Here is a 24,115-nt window from a genome sequence, read left to right as displayed (position 1 = left end):
CTTCCCTATCGCCCGGTAACATCGCGCTTCACGACGCGCTCCACCGAAGGAGACGTTGTGTTGGTGTCAGGATTGATACCGACGCGGTCGTAGGCTTCGTTGAAGACGCAGAGCACATCCTTGCCCCGACGCAGGATGAACTTGCGGCTGATCGCGTGCACCATCACCAGATCTCCATCGACCGACTTCGGAACAAGGCTTTCGGAGCCGTCGGAGTTCTCCATATAGATTGCGGGCATTTCCTGGTTACCCACAAAGGCAAACGTTGTAATCTTGCCGTTGTCGTAGACGCTTTGCGGCTCCAGTGCCTGCGATCCCTGAGAAGAATAGCGCCAGTTTCGAGGGCCATAGGCTTCGTGAAGCGCCAGCACATTGTCGGCGTCCTTCGCCTGGGCCGCGAGAGCCCTCGACGCTGCCTGCTGGCGGCGAAGCTCGGCGTCATCGCCTGGATACCTGTACTTCACGTAGAAGTAGGTGTTTTGGCCAGCCTCTACGGAGCCATCGCGCGCCGTCAGTTCCATCTGGTAGCTGCGGGTCGAGCCATCCCTGCGCGTCGTAACCACGGAAATATTCGTCACCGGCTGGCTCTCGCGTGGCTTCAGGAACAGGATGTTGCCGGCCGGCGCAACTTCCCAGGCGACGCTATTGCCGAGCGCGACATGGGCGATTTCCTCGTCCGCCGCGAACTCGACCTGTACGGATGACCGCAGAGTGCCGACCACCCGCGTGATGTTGTAGGGTTGGTAGTTCACGAACCGGACACGACTGTCTTGCGAGGCACCTCGGGGTATCTCAAGCGCAAACGCCGGCGACATCGAAAGGGTCACGATGAGTGCAGGAATTCGAGGGATGCGCATCATCTCACCTCCTCCGGATCAGCGCGATACTCGCTGACGACGAAGCCGAGCGGGTTTACGAGCCGGTCCGTCGAGGACATCGGAGCGTTCGCGTAGGAATAGGTGATCGACGCAACCCAATGGGTCGTTCGTACTTCCTCGCCACGCGTGATGGTTCGCATGTAGCGTACGGAAACGACATTCTGATTGATGAGGGAGATTGAAGCGATATCGATCCTTGCTGTAGCCCCGCGACCATAAGTATTCTGGGGCGATTGCGGGTTGCTGCCACGGTAGAGGGCCGCGAAACGCGTTTGCTCCGCTTGCGTCGACAAGAGGGCGATGGTGCGGAAATTTTCCTGTGCTTCACTCCAGACGTAACCCTCGCGGGCCCGGACATATTTTGCAGCGAAATATTTCGTCACCGCCTCATCGTAGGTGCCAGCCGTCGATGTCAGCGCTGACACGACGTCGACAATGCCGGTCGAATTGTCGACGCGCACCACAAAGGGTTCAACCGTCTTGAGGGGTGTGAGACACGCGACCGCGAAGACGGCTACAGCGGCGACAATGCCTGAAACTATGGCGATCGACCAGGCAATCCTGTTCGATCGCTCGACCTGGATCATCCGGTCCTGGTCGAAACGACGTGCTTTGTCGAAGTAGCTCTTGAGATTATCTGTCGTCACCATGTTTCATCCCTCACAACGGCGATAGGAACCGTCGATGTCCAGATGCGCAAAAGCGGAAGTCTCGCTGGCCTCTTTTACGAAAGGTGTGAGGGACGTGGACGAACTCGTGTTGGATTGCTGCTGTTTCAGCTTGCTGCCGCCCTCCCAGTCCCACATCGAGCGGTTCAATGGGCGGCGCGAATAGCCGTCGCAGTTCGGCAATGGGTAGGTCATCGAAGCGCAGCCGACAAGCGTGGCTGAAAAGACGATCAACAGGGCAGGCTTAATCATTCAGCAGGCCTTTATCTAATGTTCTGGACTGGGTGTCATACGCCGGCATTTCTTGATCCGAAGGCGCGGCGAGCAAACCGAGCACCGCGACCGATCATCCGGCCGGTGTGGGAGGCTGCTCTGGCCAGCATGCCTTCATGCGCATCGCGTGCGGTCGTGTAACCATAGACCAGCGAGGCGCCGCCAGACGCCAGCGCCGATGCAATGCCAGGTAGCTGGTAGAATATGTACAGGGCAGCTATCCCGATGGCACAAAAAGCAATAGGGCGCATAAGGACGTCGCTGTAGCTGTCGATTGCGGTGAAGCTCGAGTCCAGGCAGGAGATCAAAAGCGAACCGACGGCAACGACAAGGACCTGAAGGATCACGAAGTTTGCGAGCTGCCCGATCCAGGACTCGGTAAAACGGCGCGTCGATTGAAACATGGCAAGCGCAATGAAAATCGGCCCGATCGCCAGGACGATCGCCAGCGCCAACCGTGCATAAAGGGAAACAACATAACCGATCCCCGCCACCAGAAAGCTGACGCCGATCACCATGATGCCGCCCACACCTGTGACGATGTCAATCGGCCAGGAAGCCCTGGTCCAGATATCGGTCGCAGAGGCCTGGCCCTTGTCGAGCAGACTGTCAAAGGTGCTGGCACTCGGCGCCGTACCTGCATTCAGCGCCTGAGCGATCTCGCGTGGCAAAACATCGAAGAAGATGTTTGTGACATAGGTCTGATATTCGCCGGCGTTCTTCACCAGCATCACTATGATCGCGAGCTTCATCGCGCGGAAGGCGAAGTCAAGGATAGGTTCCTGGACCGAGCCCCGAAGGATGAGATAGCCGTAGAGGACGACGTAGAGGGTCACTGCCACCGTCAACGGACCAGCGACCCATTCTGCTATGTTCGACGTCCCATCCGAGACGAAAGTCTCCAACGGCCGCTTGAACTGACCGTCGATAAACTCAAACACCTGGTACATTTGGTCAGCCTCCCAATGCCTTGCGCATGTTCTGGAGCCGGAGCTTAACCTCGGCCGCTTCCGCGTTCTGGCAATTGGGCGTCTGGCGCAATGCACCCGGGTTGTTGCGGCACTCGGTAATCGTACGGGACAGCAATTCGGTGTCGGCGACGAACTCGTCCACCGTATGAGTTCGCTCCGCCTCTTGCGAACAAGCCGACAAGAGCACCAGGGAAAGGACGATGAGGGTGCACTTCACTGCAGCGCCGCCTTCATATTGTCCATCCGTTGGCGCCAGTCCTCCGCCTTGCGCTGTTCGTCGACCTGGTTCTGCGCCTGCTGCACCATCCTCAGCCCCTCCATCCGCAGGACGTCGGTCTGAAGAAATGCCTGTTCGGCCTGCAGCCGAGCCTGCAGGTCGGCAATCTCTTTGGCGTCGCCAGCCGTGGAAATCTTTCCCCGCAGCTGATCAATCCCGTTGATGCGCTTGGTCGCGGCATCGTAGATTTGCTCACCAAGGCTCATTTGCCCGGCATTCTTGTTCTGAAGCCGGGACAATTCCTGAGCGTAGAAATCATCGGCGTCAGTGCGGTAGGTCGAGTTACCTTCCAGAAACCTTGAGGCGGAATCACCGAACACGCCGGTACCGTTGCCTTTGAGCAATCCCTTGATGGCAGCGAAGTCGGAGGGAAGCGCCTTGCGGATCGCCGGATCGTTGAGAACCTCGGCGACATCCGCCATATCGGTCAGCTTGTTGAGCGAGCCATAAAGCTGCCGAGCCTGGCCGATCTGCTCATTGAGCGCGTCGAGTTGCGACTTGAGCTGCGCGATGCTCTCGATCTGCTTGGCAATCGCAGCCTGATCGTTGACAGGAATCCCCTGCCCTGACGCGCCTTCAGCGGCAAGCATGAGCACCGCGCTGAGCAGTACGCCATGAAGTCGATAGGAAGTCATCAGCTAGCACTCCTTCGCTGTTGGAAAATGGGAAGCCAGTTCTCGACGTCGTCTCCAACCTCCGCGCGGATCGCGTCGAGAAGTTCGACATTGGCGGTCCGGCCGGAGAGGATGGCGAGCTCGTCATCGAAGCCGTTGAGATCGAGCTCGGCAACGACGCTGTTGTGTCCTTGCTTCAACACGAACCTCCGGCTTTCAACGGAAAGCTCGCGCGCTATCAATTCGTATTCGCGCTCGGTGAGCTTGAATCCATCGACATAGTCGGCATGGTTGCCGCGCGAGTTGGGCAGGAAGATCTGTGTCGGGCATTGCTCGATGATCGTGTGCGCGATTGGCGAGTTCAGCGCGTCGCGCGGGCTTTGCGTGGCAAACAGCATCAACCCATTTTGTTTGCGGATGGTCTTCAGCTTGTTTTGCGCAAGATCGCGGAACCCCTCGTCCTGTAGCGCCTTCCAGAATTCGTCGATGACGATGATGATCCGGCGGCCATCGATCATCTGCTCGACGCGATGGAAGAGATAGGCCATCAGCGGTGTGCGAATTTCCTCGTTGTCGAGGAAGTCGGTCATGTCGTAGCCGATGAACTTCCCTGATCCGCCGAAATCCCCAAATCCGATATCTTCGATGACATTGTCGAAGACCCAGCCGAGCGGCCCTCCCTCCTCCCACCGGCGGAGCCTCGCCGCGATACCTTCCGGATCCGTATTGTTGAGGAAAGCCCGCAGCGCCCCTATTGTCCGTCGCTCAGCGGGCAGGTCGGCAAGGCCGTCGATCGCGCCGGAGATGTCGCGAAGTTCGGTGACAGTCAGTTCCCGCGCCCCTGAACCCACAAGCTTGCCGATCCAGCGCGCCAGGAACACCTTGTTCTCCGGCGTCAGGTTGAGGGCCTTTAAGGGAGCGCAGCCGGTGGGGACCCCGTTCTTCAGCGGCAGGTAGGTGCCTCCGGCGGCGCGAACATAAAGGTCCGCGCCGCGATCCTTGTCGAAGAACACCACGTGCGGGTCGTGTTTCTCGAGCTGTGACAGCATGAAATTGACAATCACGGTTTTGCCCGCTCCCGACGGACCGCACATGAAGGTGTTGCCCAGATCGCCATAATGGAGATTGAAGTAGTAGGGCGAGCCTGAAGCGGTCTTGAGCAGGGCGACGGCGGGTCCCCACTCATTGCCGTCCTTCTGTCCGATCGGATAGGAATGGAACGGTGACAATGCTGCGAAATTCTTCGAGCTGATCGCGCCTGAGCGCGCGCGGTAACGAAAATTGCCCGGAAGTTGCGCCCACCATGCCGCTTCGAGACCAAGATCCTCGCGCGCAACGACAGCCCCGCCATTGGTCAGGCTGGCGCGAACCTTTGCCAGATTGTCGGTTAATTCCTTTAACGTGGTCGCAAAGACGGAGAGTGTCAGGTGATGCTCGCCGATCACGAAGCGGTTGGACTCCAGGTCGTCCATCGCATCGTCAAGTTCATCGATTTGCGAAGCCGCCTTGTCGCCGCTGCTCACCAACTGGTTTTGCTTACGCCCCATGATGACGCGAGCGTCCGCCTTCGACACAAAGCAGAACGACTGTGAGAGAATGAGCTCAAACGGACTATTTAGAACTCCGTCCAGCATGCCTGTCCTGGTGCGGGCTGGATATTCCTTGAAGCTCAGCATGCCGGCAAAGCGGCTTTCTGCCTCATGCCGGATCTCGATCGTTTCCCGACCTATGATTACGCGATCAGAGTAAATTGCCGAGGCGACGCGACCTTCGGTAAGCGGCACACGCTCACGCCTCCCGCCGACGAGCTGGTGCAGCACCTCGCTCGGTTCAGAGAAGAGCATGCCTTGCTGTTCGTAAAGAGAAAGGACCCGTGGCTCAAAGCGCCTCAAGCCCGCCACTACGTTGACGACTTTGTCCTTAAGCTGTTTCAGAGCCTCTTCATCCAGCTCCATATCGAGTCGTTTTGACCGTCGAAGGTACGACAGCAGCTTCCCCGCCTTGTCTGCAGGGCCACGCGCTGGCGACCAAAGGACGGTCAGATAGAGATCGTTGCGGAAAAGGTGTTCGCGCGCCATGCGTTCCCGGTATTTCTCGTTGAGCGAGGCGGAGAATGGCGTTGCGAACGTTCCGCCCGGATAGTCGCTATCCCTGCGCCGAATGAGATGGGTCCAGATCGCGAGCCGCTCATCGGCAATATTTCGATAGAGCGTGTTGAGGTCGCGATGGAGCGCGTTGATGTCGAGCAGATCAGCAGTTTCGAACGATACGCCTGCGAGCGCGACCATGACCATGAGTGTCCGGGACTCGAGCGCGATTGTCGTCTCGTCGATGTGCCGCACGTAGGGGATAAAAGCCTCTGGCGTGAGTTCGCGTGATCTAAGGGTGGCGATGTCAGGCAATTCCAATATCCCTTTCGTCGAAGCGGCGTGTCAGTCTCAGAGGGGAAAGTGTTGCCCCGCCCCAATAGGCACCGTTGCGTGAACGGCCGCGTGTCTCGACCCAGGCGAGCAGGATGCGGAACATGTTGTGATCGTGCTTGACGAGCGCTTTGAAGATGAGATGGAAAACGATGCCGACGAACGCGTAGGCGATAGATCCGGCGACGATGTAGAGGATCGTCGTGACCATGATGTTGAAGCCCATCGCCTCCATCGTGACACCGGCAATCATCGCGGGACGCGTACACGCGATGAAGAGTGTGTCTTCTTCGAGAACCGTTTGTCCGCCCACCATCTTCAGGCTCCGACGATGGTGTTGACGAGTTCGGTGGCGCCAAAGATGCCGCCAATTCCGATGATCCAGAAGCCCGCTCGCCTCAGGTCCATATAACCAAACATCCAGGCGATGCAGATGACGATGACCGCAATCACAGCGAGAAGCTTGGCAATGTTTCCCGTCAACATGTCGACGATGTTCTGCAGGACGGTTTCGATGCCGGCGGCTTGCGCGAAGGCGGGCTCAACCATCGTCACTACAATGGCGGCAGCCATGACGGACGAAGCGACGACGGGTCTGATCCGGGAACTGATTATCATTCACTCTGCTCCAATTCCAATTGATTGTCTTGAAACACCAGGACGGATGAACGGCTTCGGGTCTTGAAGATGTCCCACGCGGACGCCGCCGCGATCGCGTGTGCTTCCCCCGGAGTGTTTTCCGCCACCACTTCGGCAACGACGTCTGCTTGGGAAGAATTCGCCGACACGTTTGTCTGCAACCCTTTTCCCGTGTCGCCGATTGTAAATCGAGCCACTGTCGGCCCGAACCGTTCGATTTCGCGGCGAACCTGATCGCCATAGTTGACCACGCCCCCGACCGACGGATCGTCACGTCCATAGCAGGATTGCAGCACCTGCTCGGCCCTGGGACTGTCAGCATCCACCTTCACCGAGAGGCAGCAATAGCCGTCGAATGGCGTCGCTGGAGCGTTCAGGTTAAGGCAACGAGCGAAAGCGGCTGTTATCGAGAGGTTCAATCTGCGCAGTTCTTCCGGCCCGACCCCGTCGGGACCAATGTGTATGTCATGGCATGTTGCCTCCGAGGATGCGGCGACTTCGATTACATCGGCCTTGGTCGCAGGTTGCCGCCCGAGCGGTGCACGGCTGTTGATCCTGATGGTGAACGGAGCGAACCGGCTTTCGGGGCTGACCACACCCGCAAGAGCCTCCGATGCAACGAAGGGTGCGCAGGTCTGCGCAAGATCTGAGAAGACAACGGGCATGTCAGAACCACACCCTCTGCGTGCCGACGCCCTCAATCGTCACATCGACGTATCGAGGTTTCTCGCGGACCAGGGGTCGCGCCACGGTATTGGCCAGGCATTGGTATCGCCCGTCTACCCTTTGCCACCTCGGTGACGTGACAGAGCCTTTGTTCGGATCGCCACCGTCTCGATCTCGCCGGCAAAAGCTGTCGCTCACGGCTTGCAGTGACGTGGAAATGCACGTCGCGTCACGTCCGCTGGGACCGTAGCCAGCAGATAAGCGGTAGCCGGCGTTGCAGTAATATGGTTCGTACAAAGGGCGAGAGGTCTGAAAACCCACGCCCGCGCAAGTTGGAAACGAACGCCCTTTTGCCAACCACCTCCAAAGCTTCTCGACGGGCGGCCTGCATTCGCCATACTGGGTCGGACCGCCGGGATTGGATAAGCACAGGATAACCTGGCACCCCCATTCGTCGGCACGAGCGGTTCGCTCCGAAATGGTATAGAGTGAAACGAACCCTGACGCTGCGATGATCATTCGAAAGAAAAGGCCCTTCATGCCCCCTACCCTCCGTCTTTCTAAATGTCCGCCTCAACTGAACGGCGACTCGTCTCAATTATTTGACTATGCAAATAATAGATAGTTAAAACGATGGCAAGCAATTTAAGTGAAAGATGGCAGAGTCAGGCCTTGTCCGTATTTGCGGTGCGTGAAATCCTGGAGAAGCCGATCGACGGTGAATCGGCGCAGTCGCGCATCAAACAGATCGGCATGATGAATATTCTCTATCTGATGCACCAGGCGCATCAGAAGTTAACGCTTTCAAATGTGATTGATATTACCGGAATGACGCGTGGTGGGGTGATCGAAACCATTGAACTCTTGGTCCGGCGGGGCATCCTTACGGAAACGCTGGGAAGAAACTCAATGGGACGAGGAACGGCTCGACAGTTTGAGTTTTCCCCGCAGGTTTTTGCCGCGCTTGGTGGTGCCGCGGCGACCGGAAATGCGTGATTTTACAAGGCATGTTTTATACAGTATTTAATGTGGACGCCGTTTTAGATTAAAGGGTCGGCATGTGCCGTACCGCTCACCATCATTGTCGCGGAAGATTTTCGCTGCCGATGCATACTGCCGAGTTCGTTCCAGGGGTCTGTGCTTGGCACAGCAGCCTCGACTGACCCTCTGCCACAGCGATGGCGCGAGGCAGGCCATCAAGCATTTGGCTGGGGTGACTGATCACGGCGATACGCCAATCCTGTAGTTTTGTCGGGCAGACTGCGGAACGGATGGTCTGTAGCGAGGTTATTCTCTGATAGAAACAAGCAGGGTCGGTCATCTGGGCTCGAGCTGCTCACCAAGGAGATCAACATGAACCTTCCGCAGAACACGGTCGTTGCCGTTGCCGATGGCGAAAAGCTTAGCCTTTTTCGGAACGACGGAGATGCGGCGACTGTCAATCTGACAGCGTTGCCAGATCCGGCGATCGACAGCTCGAAGATCTCTTCCGGCGCCCGACATTCCAGTAGCTCGGCTAATCCCGACGATAGCCAGCAAGACGAAGACGGGTTTGGTGCAGGTGTTACGGATATGCTGAACAAGCAGGTGCTTGAGGGCAAGATTAAAAGTCTGGTGATTATCGCGGCACCGCGCACACTGGGTGAGATGCGCAAGGGCTACCATAAGTCGTTGTCGGAAGTTCTTATTGGAGAACTGGATAAAGATCTGACTGGCCATTCTGTGCGGGATATCGAGAAAGCACTTGCTAGCGCTTAAATCCTGCATCTAAACGGCGTGATCGGCCCCGCCATCCCCGGCGGGGTTTTTGCTTGGCGCTCGTTAGGAATGTAGAGAATTGGCAACAATTTAGTGTTGCCAAATTTTGCTAGACTGTTCCTGACAGGAACGTCGCCACAACTTTTTACTTACGTCTTATTTCAGGAGATGGCGGGACTGATCTGAATAGCCGGTACGAAGGCGCAAAGCTGACGTCACCCCCGAAGTTGGCCCAAAGGGGAAAAGAAAGTGGCATGTACTCCGACCGTGGGGGCGAAGAGACCACAATTGCGCAACTGCGTCTGAGCGAGGGAACAAACCGGACGAAATCTCCGTTGCTCGTCATAATTGTTCATTTGGAGGCGTGTCATGAAACTCAAGCTGGCTCTAAGCGTGATTCTGGGCGTTACCTTCACGGCAGCCGTCGCGGAAGCGCGGACTCAATTGCATCTTTACGGTACCGTTCCGGTGACGGGTGACCACGTACGTGAGATCGCCTATCGATCAGCACTCGACAGATGCAGTTTTGAATCTTACCCATCATACCACCCCGCCGGTATTTATGCAGGTGCGTATGGCTCTCCCGAAATGCGCAGGTGCATGTACCGTATGGGTTTCATCTTGGAAAATGGTGAGCCTCTCGCATACCCCGTGAGGAAGGCGAAGTACCTGCTAAGGTAACAAGAAACCAAAATATGTAAGATTGAAGCGACTGACAGTCACCGTTTCAATCACGATGAACTTGATACGTTTACGGCCCCGGTTCCTCATCAAAGAGGAGCCATTTTGGTTTGCCGAGTGAATCGCGTATTGAAATCCGGCTTCCGAATATCGACTTTCAGGATAACCTGGAGGTCGAAATGATCTACATTTTCATCGCGTTGTGCGCGCTCGTAACAGCATTCTTTGCTTGCCGGTACTATGCCGCCAAGATTCTGCTTGTCGAACACGATATCGACAAAGCTATCGCACGGAAATTTGAGTCGAGTGGGAAGGCTATTGAGCTCGCGAAACTTCGAGAAGAAAACGCAGTGATGCGAAACCTTTTGCTCGACCTTCTGGAAAACGAAGTGGCTTTTCCGGTGCAGCAGGCAACGGTATCAGTCGACGACTTATTCAGGATGAAAGCAACCAAGATCCAAAGGTATCGCGAGATACTGGCCGAATCCCGGCATGTCTTGCAGCAGCGTGAGGCCAGTCGCGTTTCCGGGCTCTCCAGCTCACTTAAGAGTACCGAGCGCAGGATGTAAGGTTCAACACGCACTCAGCGAAAAATAGCAAGAAACCGAGCAACGGGGATGACGGAAAATCCGACGGCAACCCTTCTTGCAGCAGAGCGTCTCCTGTCGGCCCTAACCGGACTTTGAATTGAATGTTCCTGCCGTGTTAATTAGACTTGGAAGTTTCGCTTGGGCAATCGGATATCAAATGTCGAACGCAACGATACTTGAAAGAATTAAGGCGACTTGGCAGGATTTCTCGATAGGGAAGCTGCCGCTGGTCGCCTTCATTGAGAATTACCGAGAAAATGTTGTGGCGCTTGAAGGCTTACCCTACCCATTGATTGTCGAGGCCAGCGCAATAGCGGATGAGCTGGAAGTTTTGGCATGGGCCGCTGAGGAAAACTGCGTTGTGGATACCTTGCCAGCGTTTACGTCGTTAATTGCGTGGTTAGCGAACGTGCAACAGCTGCAAGGGCCCAAATCAAGGCCGTGACAACCCTCTCGGTATAGGTAGCTAAAGTCGCGGCAATGATATGACCGCTTTTGGCGCGAGAGAGACCACCGGCTATTGCCGATGGTCAAGAACCTATAGCTCGATCTGCTCGGCAATTCTGAGGGCATCATCCACCTCGACGCCGAGATATCGAACGGTGCTTTCCAGCTTCGTATGACCGAGCAGAATCTGGACGGCCCGGAGGTTACCTGTCTTCTTGTAAATCTGCGCTGCCTTGGTTCGCCTCATGGAGTGGGTGCCGTAGGCGCTGGCATCAAGCCCGATAGACGAGACCCAACGGTGGACAATCCGAGCGTATTGCCTCGTGGACAAATGATGCGACGTCTTCCGACGGCTTGGAAATAGATAGCTGCCGCCGTTCCTTCGAACGAAGGGAAGCCATGCCACGAGCGCGGTCTTCGTCTGCTCCGTCACCTCAAACTGCACGGGTCGCTTCGTCTTCTTCTGGATGATGGTCGCTCGGTCCCGGATCGAACTACCCGACCATAGGTCCTCAACCCTCAGCTTGACCAGGTCGCAAGCGCGGAGCTTGCTGTCGATGGCAAGGTTGAACAGCGCCAGCTCTCGGGTCGCCCCACTCATTTCGAGCCTGACGCGGATCGACCAAACGTTCTTTGGCTGCAGTGGTCGCTTCTGTCCGACCAGAATTCCCTTGTTCCATGGAGAACGATTACGCAGTGCGACGGTATCCATCCCGAATCCTCCGCCACTCCTCCCGCCGCGTCGCCTCCATCAGGCCGACCAATAGTAGCATATCTCGTCGCTACCCGGCCCAAACCGGACCAACGGCTACCGTTTATAGGAGAAGCGATAGGCGAATTCTCCATGAAGATCGATCCTTTCGATCTTCGACACGGCAGCCTTTGCCAAGGCCTTTTCCCAAAACGCCTTTCCTGCCTCGTTCTTCGACATCACGCTAAGCTCCCACGTGCCCGGACGGTTGGAAAGGACAATGGAAAATGCCCGTGTTCCGGTTCCCGAACCCCGGAACTCGGGGCGCACATAGAACTCGGCAACAGCGAAGTCAGTGCCCTTTCCCGAAGGCGACCACGTGTTTATGAGAGTGATCCCGGCAGTCTCTTTGCCAACCGAAATGATGTACGGCCAGCGGTCTTGGTCTACCCAGTAGCTGTCAAGGAAGCTGTACTCATAATCTACATCGCCATACTGGCTTAGCTCACGAAGATAAACAGAGAGCATCTCTCGAACCTTCGGTTTCTCAGCTATACCTGCGATGCGAATGTCAATTTCCAAGGCATCCTCATGGAGAAAGTGGACGGGCGACGGTCACCTTCTATAAAAAATCGGATGACTGCAACTGTCGCACAGGTGACGTTTTACGCCGCTGCGAAGCGTTGCCTGCTTTCAGGTGCGTCCCATGATGGCCTCTGTGACCGACACGAAGGCGCTTTGCCGACTGGCCGGAGCCGACCCCATTATCGCCGTTCACTATGCGGGCTGACTTCCCGGAAGCAATCATCGCGGGGGGCCTTAGCTGTAAAGGTAACGACGCATGCAATAGGGCAGCGTTGCCATTTCGGCGTTCTCGCGCAGGTCGATCGCGCGCCTGAAGAGGAACCGATGGGTCGCCTCGTCGACGCCATTGTTTAGCTCGCATTCAAAGGTGAACCGATGCGTCTGTGAGGACCGGCTGGTTTAGCGAACGGAAGCTTCCGTGAACTTAATTGGGGGCCGAACGACCGATTGAAGCCGCTTTGCCCGCTTGCCAGACCCGATCCCATTCTGGCCGTTTGGCGCCAGAACGCCAACGCCCAAAAGCCGCCGCGAGCAACTAATCCAAAAGCTTGCCTTGCGCTCCGTCCTTATGCCGCGCTCGCAGCTTCCCCAAAGATCTCGTGTGAGAAACATGACGGTCGCCAAATCGAACGTTCGTCTGGGAAACTCTCTCCCAGATCGTGCCACTCGACACGATCATCGGCGGGCGTGCCCTGGAAAGTGGCCTCAGTATTGGCCGAGAGGGCCGAAGCGCTGTAGGGAATTAAGATCCTCTGCCTCATGGTCGTGGTTTGCTCTGGGCCGGCGGTGAGCCGAACTTGCGGGAATAGGCGCGGGAAAATGCGGCGGCGCTGCCGAAGCCGACCCCGGCGGCGACCGATTTAACACTTCGTCCGGCGCGCAGTTCTGCTCGTCCGAGCGCCAGGCGCCAGCCATTGAGGTAGGCGATAGGCGACTGGGCAACGGTTTGCGTGAAGGTGGAAATGAATTGTCCGCGCGACATATCCGCTATGGCGGCAAGGTCCGCAATCCGCCAATTTCGCGCCGGATTGTCATGTATGGCCACAAGGCTGGGATGCAGTGCGGGGTGCGCCAGACCCGCCAGTAATCCCGCATCGACCGTGCCGATCGCTATTGCCTTGCGGATCGCGAGCACGACGATGATCTCGCATAGACGCGCCTCGATAGTACCGCCACCACAGCGGGCGACCTCGACCTCGGCCACCATCAGTTGACACAAACCGCGCAATTCCGGTTCGTTAGCCAGTGAAAGGCACAATTCGTCTGGCAGTGCACCGACCAACGGATTGGCACTACCGCCAAAATCCACTGTGGCGCCAGCGCATATAGCTGCGCCATCCGGCAGCGACGCCGTGGATCTGGCGCGATAAAGCAGATGGGTCGGTTCACCTGCGCCATGGACATTGATGATCAGGAGGTTAGCGGCTTCAGCACAATCGCAACGTGATGCGCCAAGATGAAAGGCTTTCAGGAAAGCCGTCAACCGATCATGTTTTCGCCCGGAATCTGAACTTTCAGTCATGTATTTCCTCCCTTTCCTGATCGCAAATCTTGTATCCTCCTTGAGCGAAGCACGCCAGCACGTCTAAACAGACAAGAGACAGCATGACACAGGATTCTGCAGCCAAATTTGACGCCTCCCGCGCAGGGGAATACGCACGACAGAGCAGGATAGCGCTGGCCGGATATGACGCCTGCCACGAGCTTTCCGCCTGCATGCTGTCTGCAGCTCTGGGCGAAGGAACGTCGGCACGGGTGCTGGTTGTCGGGGCTGGCGGTACGGCGGGCGAAATCATCGCCGCCGCTAGGCTGGAACCGCAATGGTCCTTTGTCGCCGTCGATCCTTCAGCACCGATGCTCAACCTTGCACGCGATCATCTGGTCAGGGCCGAAGTGTCTGACCGGGTGGAGTCCGTCCTCGGAACCGTCTCCGATCTGGATAGAGCTCCATCGTTTGACGCTGCAATCATGATCGGCGTGCTGCACCATTTGCCAGGGAACGCCGCAAAGCAGGATGTTCTGGCGCAGATTGCAATGCGGCTGTATCCTGACGCGCCCCTGATTGTGGCGGGGAATTATCGGGCGTATGCCTCTCAGCCCCTGCTCATGGCAGCCTGGGCAGCACGCTGGCGTATGAACGGCGCCGGGCCTGAAGAGGTCCAGGCCAAAATGGGCAAGATTCTGCAGGGTGCGGAGCCACCCCGATCGGAAGACGAGGTCATTTCGTTGCTGGAGGGCGTTGGTTTCAACGAACCGCTTCGGTTTTTTGCAAGCCTGTTTTGGGGAGCATGGCTTGCCCGACACGTGGGGAACGCTAAGTGAGCGCCATAATCTGCTCGATTTGCAGACAGTTTGGATCAAAGAGACAAGTTCACTCTAAGCCATCCGGTATTGGCAAATTGTCAGCCCGAACCCCGATGGCTCAACGTAACGCCGGGGCGAAAAACGCCGTATGAGCACACTCGCGCAGCTAGAGGATAGCTTTCAGGCATTCGAAGCGACAACGCGAGCGACTTGAACGAAGGCGTATATCCGGAAAAGGCCGATGCGCCGAAATACACGGTCCCGCTCGGCTCGGTGCCCTTGGCTCATATGATAAAAATCGGCGAGGCTGCATGCAACCTCGCCGTATCTGGCGGTTGACTTGCGCGTTCTATTTACGCGTAAAATTCGGGAGCCTTCTTGAAGTTCGCCCAGGCGTCAGGGTCATGGCCGGTGACGACTGTTGCATCATGCTTTTCGGCATAGGTGCGGAGCTTCTGAACAGAACGGACCGTGTCAACGGTCGAGGCAAGGAAGCCAGGCAAAGCCTTCTCTTCCCAGTGGTCCAGTGTGTAGGCAGCATCGATCGTCAGGAGAAGCGGTTTGCTGTTTGGCAAGCGCACCAGGAAGGACTGGTGGCCGGGCGCATGACCGGGCGTGAAGATCGTGGTGAGCGTGCCGTCGCCGTAAACGTCGTAATAATCGTCCTGCGTACCGTTGAGGAACTGCCACTTCAGACCCGGCTTGTCGAAGTCCTTGCGGATATAGCCGCCGCCAGCAAACCAGTCGGGCGTAAAGGCATACTCATATTCAGAGCGCTGCACGATGTGGGTTGCGTTGGGGAAGCGACCGATGGCGCCGGTATGATCGAGATGCAGGTGCGACTGCACAACATATTTGACATCGGCCGGATCGAAACCAAGCGCCTTGATCTGGTCAACGCAGCCCTGGTCCTTGTCCAGCACTGGCCAATAGACATCGCAGATGCCGCCCCAATGGCCACGTGGATCCGTTGCAACTTCAATCGCGTTGCCGCCGTCGATCACGGTGTGCCCGGCCGGATGGGTAATCAGGAAAAACGGAACGGGGATCTCATAGTCTGCACCGTTCCCCTGGTTCATCTTGATGTTGTGTACCTTGCATTTCAGCGTACCCGACTGAAGCATGTAAAGTCTGATATCGGTCACTCGTTTTCCTCCCTTGGGACTGAAGATATTGCTGTAAGAAATGGGTCAGAACGCCTCGCGGTAGAGCGCAAGCGCATCCTCTTCGCGGACTTCGACCGGATTATTGACCAACAGTCGGCTCTGTTTCATTGCGTCGGACGCAAGCATGGCGAGCGTGTTGTCCGTCACGCCGACATCGCGCAGACGCCGCGGTGCGCCGCTCTCGTCCATCAGGGTTTCCATATGCTGAACGAACGCATCCGAACGGGTTGCCGCATCCCCTTCACCCGGAACACCCAGCACGTCGGCAAGCTCCGCATAAAGCGACGCTGCAGCCTTCGCGTTAAAGCGCAAAACCGGCCCCAGCATCAGGGCATTGGAAAGCCCGTGTGGCACGTGATAATGGCCGCCCAGCGGATAAGCGAGCGCGTGGACGGCGGCCACCGGTGAGTTGGCGAAAGCCTGACCTGCCAATGTCGCACCCAAAAGCATGCCTTCACGGGCTTTCCGGTCGGTGCCGTCCTTGCAGGCGGCGATCAGATTTGCACCGAGCAGACGTAGTGCCTCGCGCGCCAGAGCATCTGATAGTGGGTTCTTCTTGTGTTTGCTGGTGTAAGCCTCGATGGCATGCACCATGGCATCGATACCGGTGGCAGCCGTATGGACCTGCGGCAGTCCCACCGTCAGTTCAGCATCCAGAAGAACGAAATCAGCGTAAAGCTGCGGGGAAACGACCCCCATCTTGGTGGTTTCGCCCGTGGTGATGATCGAGATGTTTGTGACTTCCGAACCTGTACCGGCCGTGGTCGGCACCAGCACGAGCGGCAGGCGTGATCCCTTTACGTTGCCGATACCGTACATGTCGGCAAGCGTCTGGTCGGAAACCAGAAGGACAGCCACGAGCTTGGCGATATCGAGCGATGAGCCCCCGCCAAGACCGATGACGATATCGACTCCGATCTGCCTTGCGGACTCGACGCAGTCGGCAACGATGTGCTCTGGCGGATCAGCAACGACCTTGTCAAAGATCGTGACGTTAAAGCCGCTGGCCGCAAGTGCGTCAGCAATCGGCTTGATGAGGCCGGCCTTGATGAGACCTGCATCGGTAATCAGCAGCGCCTTGCGCGCCTGAAACCTGCCGGAAAGAATCTCTCCGAGGCGCTGGGCGCCACCCCAGGCAACCTGCATGGAGGGAACGGTGCGGAATTCGAAAGGGTTGATGGTCATCTGATCCTCCCAGCGTGATCTCAGCCGATGGCCGAGCACAAATATTTGATTTCAAGATATTCATCGATGCCGTAGTGCGAGCCTTCGCGGCCCAAGCCGGACTGCTTCACGCCACCGAATGGTGCGACTTCGTTGGAGATGAGGCCTGTATTGTGGCCCACCATGCCGTATTCGAGCGCTTCTGCGACACGCCATGTCCGGCGGACATTCTCGGTGTAGAAATAGGCTGCCAGACCAAATTCGGTGTCGTTCGCCATGGCGACCGCTTCGTCTTCCGTCCCGAACCGAAAGAGCGGGGCGACGGGTCCAAAGGTCTCCTCATGGGCAACCTTCATGGCCTGGGTTGCACCAGTCAGAACCGTTGGTTCGTAAAATGTGCCTCCAAGAGCATGGCGCTTTCCACCGGTGACGATCTTTGCTCCCTTGCCAATGGCATCAGCAACGTGATCCTCGACCTTTGCCACGGCATCCTGGTCGATCAGTGGACCGATCAGAACACCAGGTTCCGTGCCCTCACCGACGGACAGGCTTTCGACCCTTTTGACCAGCTTTTCCGCGAATGCGTCGTAAACACCATCCTGGACATAGATCCGGTTTGAGCACACGCAGGTCTGTCCGGCATTGCGGTATTTCGACACGATCGCGCCCTCAACGGCCGCATCCAGATCGGCATCATCAAAGACGATGAAAGGCGCATTGCCACCAAGTTCCAGCGACAGTTTCTTGATCGTCGGGGCCGATTGCGCCATCAGCAGACGACCGACTTCAGTCGATCCGGTAAAGGAGATCTTTCGCACCGTGTCGCTTTCGGTAAACACCTTGCCGATATCGCGTGCGGCGCCCGTCACCACCTGGAAGACACCGGCGGGAACGCCCGCTTCTTCGGCGAGAACACCCAGAGCAAGTGCGGTGAGAGGGGTCTGCTCAGCCGGTTTGACGATCATCGTGCAGCCTGCGGCAAGTGCCGGGGCCGCCTTGCGGGTGATCATCGCGGTCGGGAAGTTCCATGGCGTGATCGCGGCGCAGACACCGATCGGCTGCTTCAGGATGGTAATGCGCTTGTCCGTGGTCGGCGAAGGAATGGTATCGCCATAAACACGTTTGGCTTCTTCCGCGAACCATTCCACGAAAGATGCCGCATAAATGGCTTCGCCCTTTGCTTCCGCAAACGGCTTTCCCTGCTCGGCAGTCATCAACGCACCAAGATCGTCAGCGTTCGCCACCATGAGATCAAACCATCGACGCAATATGGCAGCGCGGTCCTTCGCAGCCCGGCGGCTCCACTCGGAAAATGCCTTCCCTGCTGACTCGACTGCAGCTTCAACCTCATCTGCCGACAATGAAGGAACGTGACCAATGATCATCGAGTTGGCGGGATTTTCCACCGCAATCGTCTTGCCATCCGCAGCTTTCAGCCAGCGACCATTCACCAGGCAGGCATCACGCAACAGCGCCGCATTTTTTAGCTTGATCATCGACCTCTCCCGCACTAGAGTTCATCTAATTGAACTTGAATCATTAGAGTGAACTATGGGCCAAAGGGGCCAAGTGTGTCAAGGAAGGTGCATGGCTGAAGATCAACAATCGTCGCAAATATCAGACACTGTACCGGCACTCAGACGCGCCGTGCGTATTCTGGATCTTGTCGCAGGTTCCCCGCGGGACCTTACAGCCGCCGAGCTGACACGATTTCTGGATTTGCCCAAAAGCAGCGCGCATGGCTTGCTTGCGGTGATGACTGAGCTTGATCTTCTGGCGCGATCTGCCGATGGAACCCTGCGTATTGGGCCCCACTCGCTCAGATGGGCGAATGGTTTTCTATCGCACCTCGATATCGTATCGACATTCAACGACCATCTCGCCCAGCGCCACGACCTCGATCCCTACACGGTGACCCTCACCGTCCGCGAGGGTGGCGAAGTCGTTTACATCGGCTGTCGCAACTCGGCTCAGCCGCTTGGACACACGTTTCGGATCGGTATGCGTCTGCCGGCGCCATTTACGGCCACCGGGAAGATCCTCCTGTCCGATCTGGGGCCCGGCGAATTGAGGATGCTGTTTTCTCAGTTTCCACAGCCTCTGACATCAAGGAGCGTTGCTGGCCTTTCGCAGCTTGAAGAGGAACTGGCTCTGACGCGCGCTCGTGGCTACTCCATCGACGATGGTCAGATCCGCGAAGGTATGCTTTGCATTGGCGCAGTGATACGCGATTACTCGGGAGCCGCATCTGCCGGCATTGCAATCAGTCTGATCCGCAGCGAAGCCAGCGACGAAAAAATCGCTAGCCTTGGTGAGGAGCTTCGCTCCACAGCCAACGCGCTTTCTGAAAAGCTTGGGTACCGATCGCAGAAAGACTAGTCGTAACCCGTAGCGGTATGGTCGATGCCGACCAGCCCAGCTTTGCTGTAGGGGCCAGTGCACCGATACCCTAGGTAGCCCCTGTCCCGAGTACGGCTGCGCCGAGCGCAGTTCGGGTCGAGAACATAAAAGACATCATCGATGTATTGAGCACCAAGGGAAAAGACCTCGGTCCGCAGATGCACGATCCACCGCGTTGCCTTATTCCTGGCTGGGACGAAGCCGAACAATGGGTTGTCATCACAAGACGACTACTTCGGAGCTTGTCCGGGATGTCGCGCCTACCCGGATAAGGCGGCGTCTGTAAGCTCAGGCCTTGCTCCAGCCGATATTTCGGCAAACGCAGTTGAACTGGCTAATATCCGGTCATCTCCAGATAACCTTGTCCTGAGGTGCTTCCATCAAACTCTATTGGCCCTTCCCAGTAGGGGGTTGACGTCGCCATCCAGGCTTTCTCGTTCAGGGGCTTCGTTTTTATGTCGAGGCCACGGCTGGGTATCTTCACGCTCCATTCGACCGGAACGCTCTTGCCGTTGATATCCGCGGTTCGCAACGGACTGAGCAAAACGTCGTCCGGATCGACGGGAGACGAACTGCCATCGGCGGAAATCCAGTTGGCGGAGATGTAGCCGCTTTTGTCGTCACGCAGACGGAAGGCCATGAGTTTTTCGCCGGATGCAAGGTGAAGGGAAAACCAGTCCCATCCCGTCTGGCTCGAGGCTAGCGGTTGCGACGACCATTCCCGATCGAGCCACGCCTCGCCCGTTACCTCATGGGTTTCACCATCAAGAAAGACGCTGCCGCTGACACTGTAGAATGGCTGGGAGTAATAATAGCTTGCCTGGCCCTCTGCCGATTTAACGGAGTAGCCGTTGTCCCCCTGACGCACCAAAGGCCCGTGGGCCTGAAGTTTCAGACGATATCGGAAGCTCTCGCCATTGGCGTTCAAATCAAGCTGATCGAGGTCGTCCCGTGCATCGTCAGTTCCTGCCTTCATTTGCCAATTGTCAATCCAGGCCTCGAAGGGTTCGCCTTTGACCCCCGCCTGCCCCACGCCTCCCCGCGCCAGCCGTTCGGCAACATGGTGGCGGCTCGCAGTCGTCACGGCTGCGTGGCCAATCCAAATTTGAGGGTCGGACCATCCGGGGCGCTCGACAGGTTCAAGTGCAGAACGAAAGAGTGTCCATTGGACGCCCATGCGCTGTCCATCGGCCGTCCGCAGATTTGCAGTAACGTACCACCACTCGATCCTGAAACCGGGATGTGCCTTGTGGTCTTTTGGAAAGACGAGTTCAACGCCTCGTGTGGGAATGCTGAAGCCTTCGGCATTTGACCCGAGGCCCGCAAAGCCCTGCCCTATGACCGGCGTGGGCAAGGAAGTGCATGAAGCGCAAAGGAGCAGGAGGACGGCTTTAGCGTTCACTGGCGAATATCCTCAAAAGATCGGCCGGCGCGGTTTTAGCAAGCCGTCGAACAGGGATCAGGACCGAAATGATGGCGGCGAGCAGGGCAACAAGACCCAGCCTCAGCCAGTCCAGCGGAAACAGGATCAGCGGCAGTCGCCATCCAAAAGCCTCCACATTGATGATTGCCAGCAAAACCCAGGCCAGTCCCAGCCCGACAGGAATGGCAGCAATGAATGTCACAAGCCATAGTGCAAGAGTTCGCAGCACCTCCAGCATCGCAAGGTCGCGGCGACGAAGTCCAAGTGCCCAGACAGGAGCAAGCTGCGGCAATCGAAGCGAAGCGAGCGTAAGCTGGCTCGAAAACATGGCAAAACCCCCCACCGCGAGCGTGAGCACATTCAGCGCGCCGGTGACCGCAAACGTCTGTTCGAAGATTGCAGCAGACTGCCGTTTCAGCGAGGCCTGGTCTACAATATTGGCTTCGGGCAGGCCGAACTCCGTCATGAGGCGTTGTCTGAAGCCCGCAACCTCCTGTAGCTCCATGCGAAGGCCGTATCTCAGCTTTTCAATGTCCGGGTAGTGCTGGACGAGGGCATCAAGACCAATGATGATCTCGCCCCTCGGATTGCCATAGTCGGAAAACACCCCGACGACCCGGGCTTTCCAGCCACCTGGCATTTCTATCTCTGCGCCGGGCGACGCCTTGCCTGTCCTCCAGAACTGTTCGTTGACCAGTGCACCCTTCCCGCTCGCAATCTCGTCCCATGTTGCGGGCGAACCCGAAATCAACGGCCAATGATCTCTGTATGTCGCATCGTCAGCGACCCCGAAGATGCGGACCTTCTGCCCCGAAATTTCCCCTTCCGTACTCCAGATGGGTAGAACCGCCCTTGCCTGGTGTGGAAACCACTGCCGCAGACGCGCAGCTTCAGCCTCGTCACGGGCCGTCACATAGACCTCTGCGGCCAGGCGCTGATCGAGCCATCCCACAAAGGTTTGCCTGAAGCTTGAGACCATGGTGCCGACCCCGATATTGGCCGACAAAGCGAGCAGCAATGCCATCAGCGCAAGGGAAAGACCTGGCAGCTGCTGGCGCGTATCGGCGAAAAACCAGCGGGTCAGTCCGTGTCCGGAGATGTGTTCGGCCGCTCTCATGCCCAGTGCCAGCAAGGTTGGAAGAATGAGTGCAGCGCCCAGAAGAAGCGCTGCAAGCACTGCGAAACCTGAAATGAGACCGCCGCCCAGCAGCACAAGCGCGCCAGATACAAAAAGCAGAACCATCCCGGCGGCCGCCTGATGGAGGAGGCTTTTCGTGGACACCATCGCCCACGCCCTGCCCTGTGCCGTGGACAGTATCGGCATCCGCCAGACGCGGAGGAGATGTTGAAGCGAGGAGAGCCCGGTCCCCACCAGCGCCATTGCAAGGCCGGCGATCCACCATTCAGGCCGCAGCGAGAGTGAACCGGCAACACTGGCCCCGTAAAGGCCACGCAGGGTCGCGGCCACGCCCGGCAACAGAGCCGATGCGACCACGTATCCGACAACAATGCCGAGCGCTCCCGATACCAGTGCAAAGAGCGCGGTTTCGATAACCAGCATCAAGGTTAAGGAGCGAAGCGAGACCCCGAGCGACCGTATGGTCCTGAACGTGCCACGCCGTTGCTCGAACGACAGGCCCGTTGCGGAATACACGATGAAGAGACCGACAACGAAGGCAAGAAAACCAAAAGCCGTCAGGTTAAGATGAAAACTGTCCGTGATGCTTGCGACGTCGGGCCTGCTTTTTGCCTGTTCGAGGGAAAGTTCAGGGGCTATGTTTCCGATCGTCGGAAGATCGGGGTCTTGCGATGGCGAAACGATAAGCCGGCTCAGGTCACCATTGCGTTTCAACAGGCGGTCAGCGGTGGAAATATCGACAAATGCTGCGCCGTCGGGGAGATCCGCTCGTGCCTTAAGGGAAAGGCCAGAGGTATCTTTCAATGTGGCAGCCGTTGCAGGCGAAACGATCATCTGTCCGGGCGTCTGGACGAATTCCACCAGCCCGGACGGATCAGATGGTGCAGGCACCATTCCGTCGGATGGCATGGTCAGGGGGTCGATGCCGATAAGCCTGATACGCGTCGTACCAAACCTGTAATCGCCTTCAATGATCGGAGAGACGTGCAAACCCGCCCTTCGAAGCCGGGCATATGTTTGCGAGGAAATTCTGCCGCCGTCCTTTGCCACCAGTTGATCCAGCTGGTTTTGCGCCAGGACCGAGGCCGCCCGGTCATAACTTGCTCTGGCTTCGGCATTGATTGCCTGGACGGCGCACCAGAGGCCGGTTGCAAGCGTGACGCCGACAATGAGGGTGAGAAGCTGAAGCGGTCGGTAGCGCCAGTGTGAGAGCAGCGCCCGGAAAGCGGTCCAGTTCATTACGAAACCTTTCCACCACTCAGCGCGATACGCCGATCGAGTTTTACCGCCAGCCGGCTGGAATGGGTCACCAGGAGGAGTGTGATCTGCGCGGACTTTGTCAGTCTCAACATAATATCGATGACGATATCAGCCGTCGCCTCGTCGAGATTACCTGTCGGCTCATCGGCAAGAATGAGGGGCGGTCTTGCCGCAAGCGTACGTCCGATCGCCACCCTTTGTTGCTGACCGCCGGAGAGCTGTTCGGGATAGCGTGCAAGCAGCTCTCCGATCCCCAGCGCCTCGACCAGGCTTTTTTCCCAGACCGGGTCGAAACGGCCCGCCAGCCGGGCATGAAACGAGATATTGGATCCGACATCGAGGCTCGGAATGAGATTGAACTGCTGGAAGATCAATCCCACCTCCCGGCGTCGGAAGCTCGCTCGACCGGCCTCGTCGAGATCGGTTATTTTCCGCCCCCCCACCGTGATGATGCCACTGTCGGGCAAATCAAGGCCGCCGGCCAGATGCAAAAGCGTACTCTTTCCGCTGCCGGATTCCCCCGTCAGGGCAAGACTTTCGCCGGCTTCCAGTGAAAGGTCGACGCCGTTCAGGACCGGGATAATGCCTTCGGCTGTCTGGTAGGATTTCTTGATGCCGGAAAGTGAAAGGACCATGGCTCTTCGATCTCTGCTTCGTCCTATATGGACCGATATGCTGGCGGATCTCAACAGGTTTAGATACCGATATTCCAAGCGCAGCCTTAACGATCGCACTGTTTCTGGCTGTAAAGTCGCCCTCCCCTCTGACGTCTCCCCCCTCCCGTTCCGAGCGTGAGATGGCACCCGACACAAAAAACACTCGCCGTAGCCTTCCGACAGTCATGGCGGCTCCAGGGGGCCTGGATTGACCGACGAACTACAACATCAACGTGACGGTTTATGTCGCAGCCGCTTCGATCATTTCTGAGCCGGGCAAAAGTGAGCGGCGTGGCGATGAAGGCTGCCGAGGCAAAATTTCCTCAAAACTTGGGAGTATCCATGTTAGTCACGGGCATCCGATCACTTTGGCTCACATGACAGGCGCATACAGGCTTCACCCTGTTGAAGAATTGTCCTATGCTGTGCAAACATGACAGGCTGTG

27 protein-coding genes are annotated in these 24,115 nt (G+C 57.4%); 7 read left to right on the top strand and 20 right to left on the bottom strand.

The window, feature by feature from the left end:
• Window positions 1-5 precede the first annotated feature (5 nt).
• The 11 genes from virB9 to J5276_RS30580 are packed head-to-tail and all read right to left on the bottom strand — an operon-like array spanning window position 6 to window position 7,946.
• Entirely contained in the window at window positions 6-860 is an 855-nt protein-coding gene (virB9, locus tag J5276_RS26995; RefSeq protein WP_019565728.1) for a P-type conjugative transfer protein VirB9, read from the bottom strand.
• Window positions 857-1,528: a virB8 family protein gene (locus J5276_RS26990; RefSeq protein WP_003517248.1), complete on the bottom strand. Its 672-nt coding sequence runs from the start codon at window positions 1,526-1,528 to the stop codon at window positions 857-859. The genes virB9 and J5276_RS26990 overlap by 4 nt, the downstream gene beginning before the upstream one ends.
• Before the next feature lie 3 nt (window positions 1,529-1,531).
• Window positions 1,532-1,798 carry a hypothetical protein gene (locus J5276_RS26985; RefSeq protein WP_025591470.1) on the bottom strand — a complete coding sequence of 89 codons (267 nt, stop codon included), beginning with the start codon at window positions 1,796-1,798 and terminating at the stop codon, window positions 1,532-1,534.
• Window positions 1,799-1,833: 35 nt separating this feature from the next.
• On the bottom strand, window positions 1,834-2,769 hold the full coding sequence (locus J5276_RS26980) for a type IV secretion system protein (protein ID WP_013637412.1): 936 nt from the start codon (window positions 2,767-2,769) through the stop codon (window positions 1,834-1,836).
• A 4-nt stretch (window positions 2,770-2,773) separates the two neighbouring features.
• Entirely contained in the window at window positions 2,774-3,007 is a 234-nt protein-coding gene (locus tag J5276_RS26975; RefSeq protein WP_003517253.1) for an EexN family lipoprotein, read from the bottom strand.
• Complete coding sequence (virB5, locus tag J5276_RS26970) at window positions 3,004-3,702, bottom strand: P-type DNA transfer protein VirB5 (protein WP_112153474.1); 699 nt, start codon at window positions 3,700-3,702, stop codon at window positions 3,004-3,006. The genes J5276_RS26975 and virB5 overlap by 4 nt, the downstream gene beginning before the upstream one ends.
• Complete coding sequence (locus tag J5276_RS26965; protein WP_025591464.1) at window positions 3,702-6,083, bottom strand: VirB4 family type IV secretion/conjugal transfer ATPase; 2,382 nt, start codon at window positions 6,081-6,083, stop codon at window positions 3,702-3,704. The genes virB5 and J5276_RS26965 overlap by 1 nt, the downstream gene beginning before the upstream one ends.
• A complete protein-coding gene (locus tag J5276_RS26960; protein WP_013637408.1) occupies window positions 6,076-6,417 on the bottom strand; it encodes a type IV secretion system protein VirB3 in 342 nt (113 codons plus the stop codon). Before J5276_RS26960 ends, J5276_RS26965 begins: the two co-directional genes overlap by 8 nt.
• A gap of 2 nt (window positions 6,418-6,419) precedes the next feature.
• The gene (locus tag J5276_RS26955; RefSeq protein WP_013637407.1) at window positions 6,420-6,719 is read right to left on the bottom strand and encodes a TrbC/VirB2 family protein; all 300 of its coding nucleotides are present in this window, start codon (window positions 6,717-6,719) and stop codon (window positions 6,420-6,422) included.
• Window positions 6,716-7,405, bottom strand: coding sequence for a type IV secretion system protein VirB1 (locus J5276_RS26950; protein WP_209159936.1), 690 nt, complete (start codon window positions 7,403-7,405; stop codon window positions 6,716-6,718). The genes J5276_RS26955 and J5276_RS26950 overlap by 4 nt, the downstream gene beginning before the upstream one ends.
• A 1-nt stretch (window position 7,406) precedes the next feature.
• Window positions 7,407-7,946: a hypothetical protein gene (locus tag J5276_RS30580; RefSeq protein ID WP_247750010.1), complete on the bottom strand. Its 540-nt coding sequence runs from the start codon at window positions 7,944-7,946 to the stop codon at window positions 7,407-7,409.
• Between the two features lie 93 nt (window positions 7,947-8,039).
• On the opposite strand from J5276_RS30580, the gene J5276_RS26945 reads away from it, so the two are divergent.
• The 5 genes from J5276_RS26945 (at window position 8,040) to J5276_RS26925 (ending at window position 10,880) form a co-directional block, all read left to right on the top strand.
• The gene (locus J5276_RS26945) at window positions 8,040-8,402 is read left to right on the top strand and encodes a transcriptional regulator (protein WP_013637404.1); all 363 of its coding nucleotides are present in this window, start codon (window positions 8,040-8,042) and stop codon (window positions 8,400-8,402) included.
• Between the two features lie 357 nt (window positions 8,403-8,759).
• Complete coding sequence (locus tag J5276_RS26940; protein WP_112651597.1) at window positions 8,760-9,164, top strand: host attachment protein; 405 nt, start codon at window positions 8,760-8,762, stop codon at window positions 9,162-9,164.
• Window positions 9,165-9,533: 369 nt separating this feature from the next.
• The gene (locus J5276_RS26935; RefSeq protein WP_209159935.1) at window positions 9,534-9,845 is read left to right on the top strand and encodes a hypothetical protein; all 312 of its coding nucleotides are present in this window, start codon (window positions 9,534-9,536) and stop codon (window positions 9,843-9,845) included.
• Window positions 9,846-10,024: 179 nt separating this feature from the next.
• Window positions 10,025-10,414: a hypothetical protein gene (locus J5276_RS26930; RefSeq protein WP_247750009.1), complete on the top strand. Its 390-nt coding sequence runs from the start codon at window positions 10,025-10,027 to the stop codon at window positions 10,412-10,414.
• Between the two features lie 178 nt (window positions 10,415-10,592).
• A complete protein-coding gene (locus J5276_RS26925; protein WP_209159933.1) occupies window positions 10,593-10,880 on the top strand; it encodes a hypothetical protein in 288 nt (95 codons plus the stop codon).
• Between the two features lie 93 nt (window positions 10,881-10,973).
• On the opposite strand, the gene J5276_RS26920 is transcribed toward J5276_RS26925, so the two are convergent.
• The 3 genes from J5276_RS26920 to J5276_RS26910 all read right to left on the bottom strand — a co-directional run bounded on the left by J5276_RS26920 (window position 10,974) and on the right by J5276_RS26910 (window position 13,680).
• Window positions 10,974-11,594, bottom strand: a complete 621-nt coding sequence (locus J5276_RS26920; protein WP_209159932.1) for a tyrosine-type recombinase/integrase — start codon at window positions 11,592-11,594, stop codon at window positions 10,974-10,976.
• Between the two features lie 96 nt (window positions 11,595-11,690).
• Window positions 11,691-12,155 carry a hypothetical protein gene (locus J5276_RS26915; protein WP_209159931.1) on the bottom strand — a complete coding sequence of 155 codons (465 nt, stop codon included), beginning with the start codon at window positions 12,153-12,155 and terminating at the stop codon, window positions 11,691-11,693.
• A 760-nt stretch (window positions 12,156-12,915) separates the two neighbouring features.
• Window positions 12,916-13,680 carry an AraC family transcriptional regulator gene (locus J5276_RS26910; RefSeq protein ID WP_209159930.1) on the bottom strand — a complete coding sequence of 255 codons (765 nt, stop codon included), beginning with the start codon at window positions 13,678-13,680 and terminating at the stop codon, window positions 12,916-12,918.
• An 83-nt stretch (window positions 13,681-13,763) separates the two neighbouring features.
• On the opposite strand from J5276_RS26910, the gene J5276_RS26905 reads away from it, so the two are divergent.
• A complete protein-coding gene (locus J5276_RS26905; RefSeq protein WP_111792069.1) occupies window positions 13,764-14,480 on the top strand; it encodes a class I SAM-dependent methyltransferase in 717 nt (238 codons plus the stop codon).
• Window positions 14,481-14,815: 335 nt separating this feature from the next.
• On the opposite strand, the gene attM is transcribed toward J5276_RS26905, so the two are convergent.
• Genes attM through J5276_RS26890 form a run of 3 tightly spaced genes read right to left on the bottom strand, consistent with a single transcriptional unit; the run spans window position 14,816 to window position 18,288 of the window.
• Window positions 14,816-15,607, bottom strand: a complete 792-nt coding sequence (gene attM, locus J5276_RS26900) for an N-acyl homoserine lactonase AttM (protein WP_003517310.1) — start codon at window positions 15,605-15,607, stop codon at window positions 14,816-14,818.
• Window positions 15,608-15,652: 45 nt separating this feature from the next.
• Window positions 15,653-16,813 carry an iron-containing alcohol dehydrogenase gene (locus J5276_RS26895; RefSeq protein ID WP_076846152.1) on the bottom strand — a complete coding sequence of 387 codons (1,161 nt, stop codon included), beginning with the start codon at window positions 16,811-16,813 and terminating at the stop codon, window positions 15,653-15,655.
• Between the two features lie 20 nt (window positions 16,814-16,833).
• Complete coding sequence (locus tag J5276_RS26890) at window positions 16,834-18,288, bottom strand: NAD-dependent succinate-semialdehyde dehydrogenase (protein ID WP_209159929.1); 1,455 nt, start codon at window positions 18,286-18,288, stop codon at window positions 16,834-16,836.
• Between the two features lie 55 nt (window positions 18,289-18,343).
• Between J5276_RS26890 and blcR the strand changes: the two genes are divergently transcribed.
• On the top strand, window positions 18,344-19,171 hold the full coding sequence (blcR, locus tag J5276_RS26885; protein WP_081308451.1) for an IclR family transcriptional regulator BlcR: 828 nt from the start codon (window positions 18,344-18,346) through the stop codon (window positions 19,169-19,171).
• Between the two features lie 355 nt (window positions 19,172-19,526).
• On the opposite strand, the gene J5276_RS26880 is transcribed toward blcR, so the two are convergent.
• The 3 genes from J5276_RS26880 to J5276_RS26870 are packed head-to-tail and all read right to left on the bottom strand — an operon-like array spanning window position 19,527 to window position 23,648.
• Window positions 19,527-20,594 (bottom strand): lipocalin-like domain-containing protein, encoded by a 1,068-nt coding sequence (locus J5276_RS26880; protein ID WP_209159928.1) that lies wholly within the window; start codon window positions 20,592-20,594, stop codon window positions 19,527-19,529.
• On the bottom strand, window positions 20,584-22,992 hold the full coding sequence (locus J5276_RS26875) for an ABC transporter permease (protein ID WP_209159927.1): 2,409 nt from the start codon (window positions 22,990-22,992) through the stop codon (window positions 20,584-20,586). The genes J5276_RS26880 and J5276_RS26875 overlap by 11 nt, the downstream gene beginning before the upstream one ends.
• On the bottom strand, window positions 22,992-23,648 hold the full coding sequence (locus J5276_RS26870; RefSeq protein WP_112495489.1) for an ABC transporter ATP-binding protein: 657 nt from the start codon (window positions 23,646-23,648) through the stop codon (window positions 22,992-22,994). Before J5276_RS26870 ends, J5276_RS26875 begins: the two co-directional genes overlap by 1 nt.
• Window positions 23,649-24,115: the final 467 nt, after the last annotated feature.

Source organism: Agrobacterium sp. S7/73 (genome assembly GCF_019355535.1).
In the GTDB taxonomy this organism is placed as follows: domain Bacteria; phylum Pseudomonadota; class Alphaproteobacteria; order Rhizobiales; family Rhizobiaceae; genus Agrobacterium; species Agrobacterium tumefaciens.
The sequence above is the reverse complement of the archived record's forward strand: the minus strand, read 5'-3'. Positions and strand labels throughout refer to the sequence as shown.

Excerpts from the sequence above, each read along its gene's own strand:
- J5276_RS26945 (WP_013637404.1), top strand. The coding sequence starts at position 8,040 with ATGGCAAGCAATTTAAGTGAAAGATGGCAGAGTCAGGCCTTGTCCGTA.
- J5276_RS30580 (WP_247750010.1), bottom strand. The coding sequence starts at position 7,946 with ATGAAGGGCCTTTTCTTTCGAATGATCATCGCAGCGTCAGGGTTCGTT.
- J5276_RS26985 (WP_025591470.1), bottom strand. The coding sequence starts at position 1,798 with ATGATTAAGCCTGCCCTGTTGATCGTCTTTTCAGCCACGCTTGTCGGC.
- J5276_RS26895 (WP_076846152.1), bottom strand. The coding sequence starts at position 16,813 with ATGACCATCAACCCTTTCGAATTCCGCACCGTTCCCTCCATGCAGGTT.
- J5276_RS26920 (WP_209159932.1), bottom strand. The coding sequence starts at position 11,594 with ATGGATACCGTCGCACTGCGTAATCGTTCTCCATGGAACAAGGGAATT.
- J5276_RS26940 (WP_112651597.1), top strand. The coding sequence starts at position 8,760 with ATGAACCTTCCGCAGAACACGGTCGTTGCCGTTGCCGATGGCGAAAAG.
- virB5 (WP_112153474.1), bottom strand. The coding sequence starts at position 3,702 with ATGACTTCCTATCGACTTCATGGCGTACTGCTCAGCGCGGTGCTCATG.
- J5276_RS26875 (WP_209159927.1), bottom strand. The coding sequence starts at position 22,992 with ATGAACTGGACCGCTTTCCGGGCGCTGCTCTCACACTGGCGCTACCGA.
- virB9 (WP_019565728.1), bottom strand. The coding sequence starts at position 860 with ATGATGCGCATCCCTCGAATTCCTGCACTCATCGTGACCCTTTCGATG.
- J5276_RS26890 (WP_209159929.1), bottom strand. The coding sequence starts at position 18,288 with ATGATCAAGCTAAAAAATGCGGCGCTGTTGCGTGATGCCTGCCTGGTG.
- J5276_RS26930 (WP_247750009.1), top strand. The coding sequence starts at position 10,025 with ATGATCTACATTTTCATCGCGTTGTGCGCGCTCGTAACAGCATTCTTT.
- J5276_RS26905 (WP_111792069.1), top strand. The coding sequence starts at position 13,764 with ATGACACAGGATTCTGCAGCCAAATTTGACGCCTCCCGCGCAGGGGAA.
- J5276_RS26935 (WP_209159935.1), top strand. The coding sequence starts at position 9,534 with ATGAAACTCAAGCTGGCTCTAAGCGTGATTCTGGGCGTTACCTTCACG.
- J5276_RS26925 (WP_209159933.1), top strand. The coding sequence starts at position 10,593 with ATGTCGAACGCAACGATACTTGAAAGAATTAAGGCGACTTGGCAGGAT.
- J5276_RS26955 (WP_013637407.1), bottom strand. The coding sequence starts at position 6,719 with ATGATAATCAGTTCCCGGATCAGACCCGTCGTCGCTTCGTCCGTCATG.
- blcR (WP_081308451.1), top strand. The coding sequence starts at position 18,344 with ATGGGCCAAAGGGGCCAAGTGTGTCAAGGAAGGTGCATGGCTGAAGAT.
- J5276_RS26950 (WP_209159936.1), bottom strand. The coding sequence starts at position 7,405 with ATGCCCGTTGTCTTCTCAGATCTTGCGCAGACCTGCGCACCCTTCGTT.
- J5276_RS26990 (WP_003517248.1), bottom strand. The coding sequence starts at position 1,528 with ATGGTGACGACAGATAATCTCAAGAGCTACTTCGACAAAGCACGTCGT.
- J5276_RS26910 (WP_209159930.1), bottom strand. The coding sequence starts at position 13,680 with ATGACTGAAAGTTCAGATTCCGGGCGAAAACATGATCGGTTGACGGCT.
- J5276_RS26960 (WP_013637408.1), bottom strand. The coding sequence starts at position 6,417 with ATGGTGGGCGGACAAACGGTTCTCGAAGAAGACACACTCTTCATCGCG.
- J5276_RS26980 (WP_013637412.1), bottom strand. The coding sequence starts at position 2,769 with ATGTACCAGGTGTTTGAGTTTATCGACGGTCAGTTCAAGCGGCCGTTG.
- J5276_RS26870 (WP_112495489.1), bottom strand. The coding sequence starts at position 23,648 with ATGGTCCTTTCACTTTCCGGCATCAAGAAATCCTACCAGACAGCCGAA.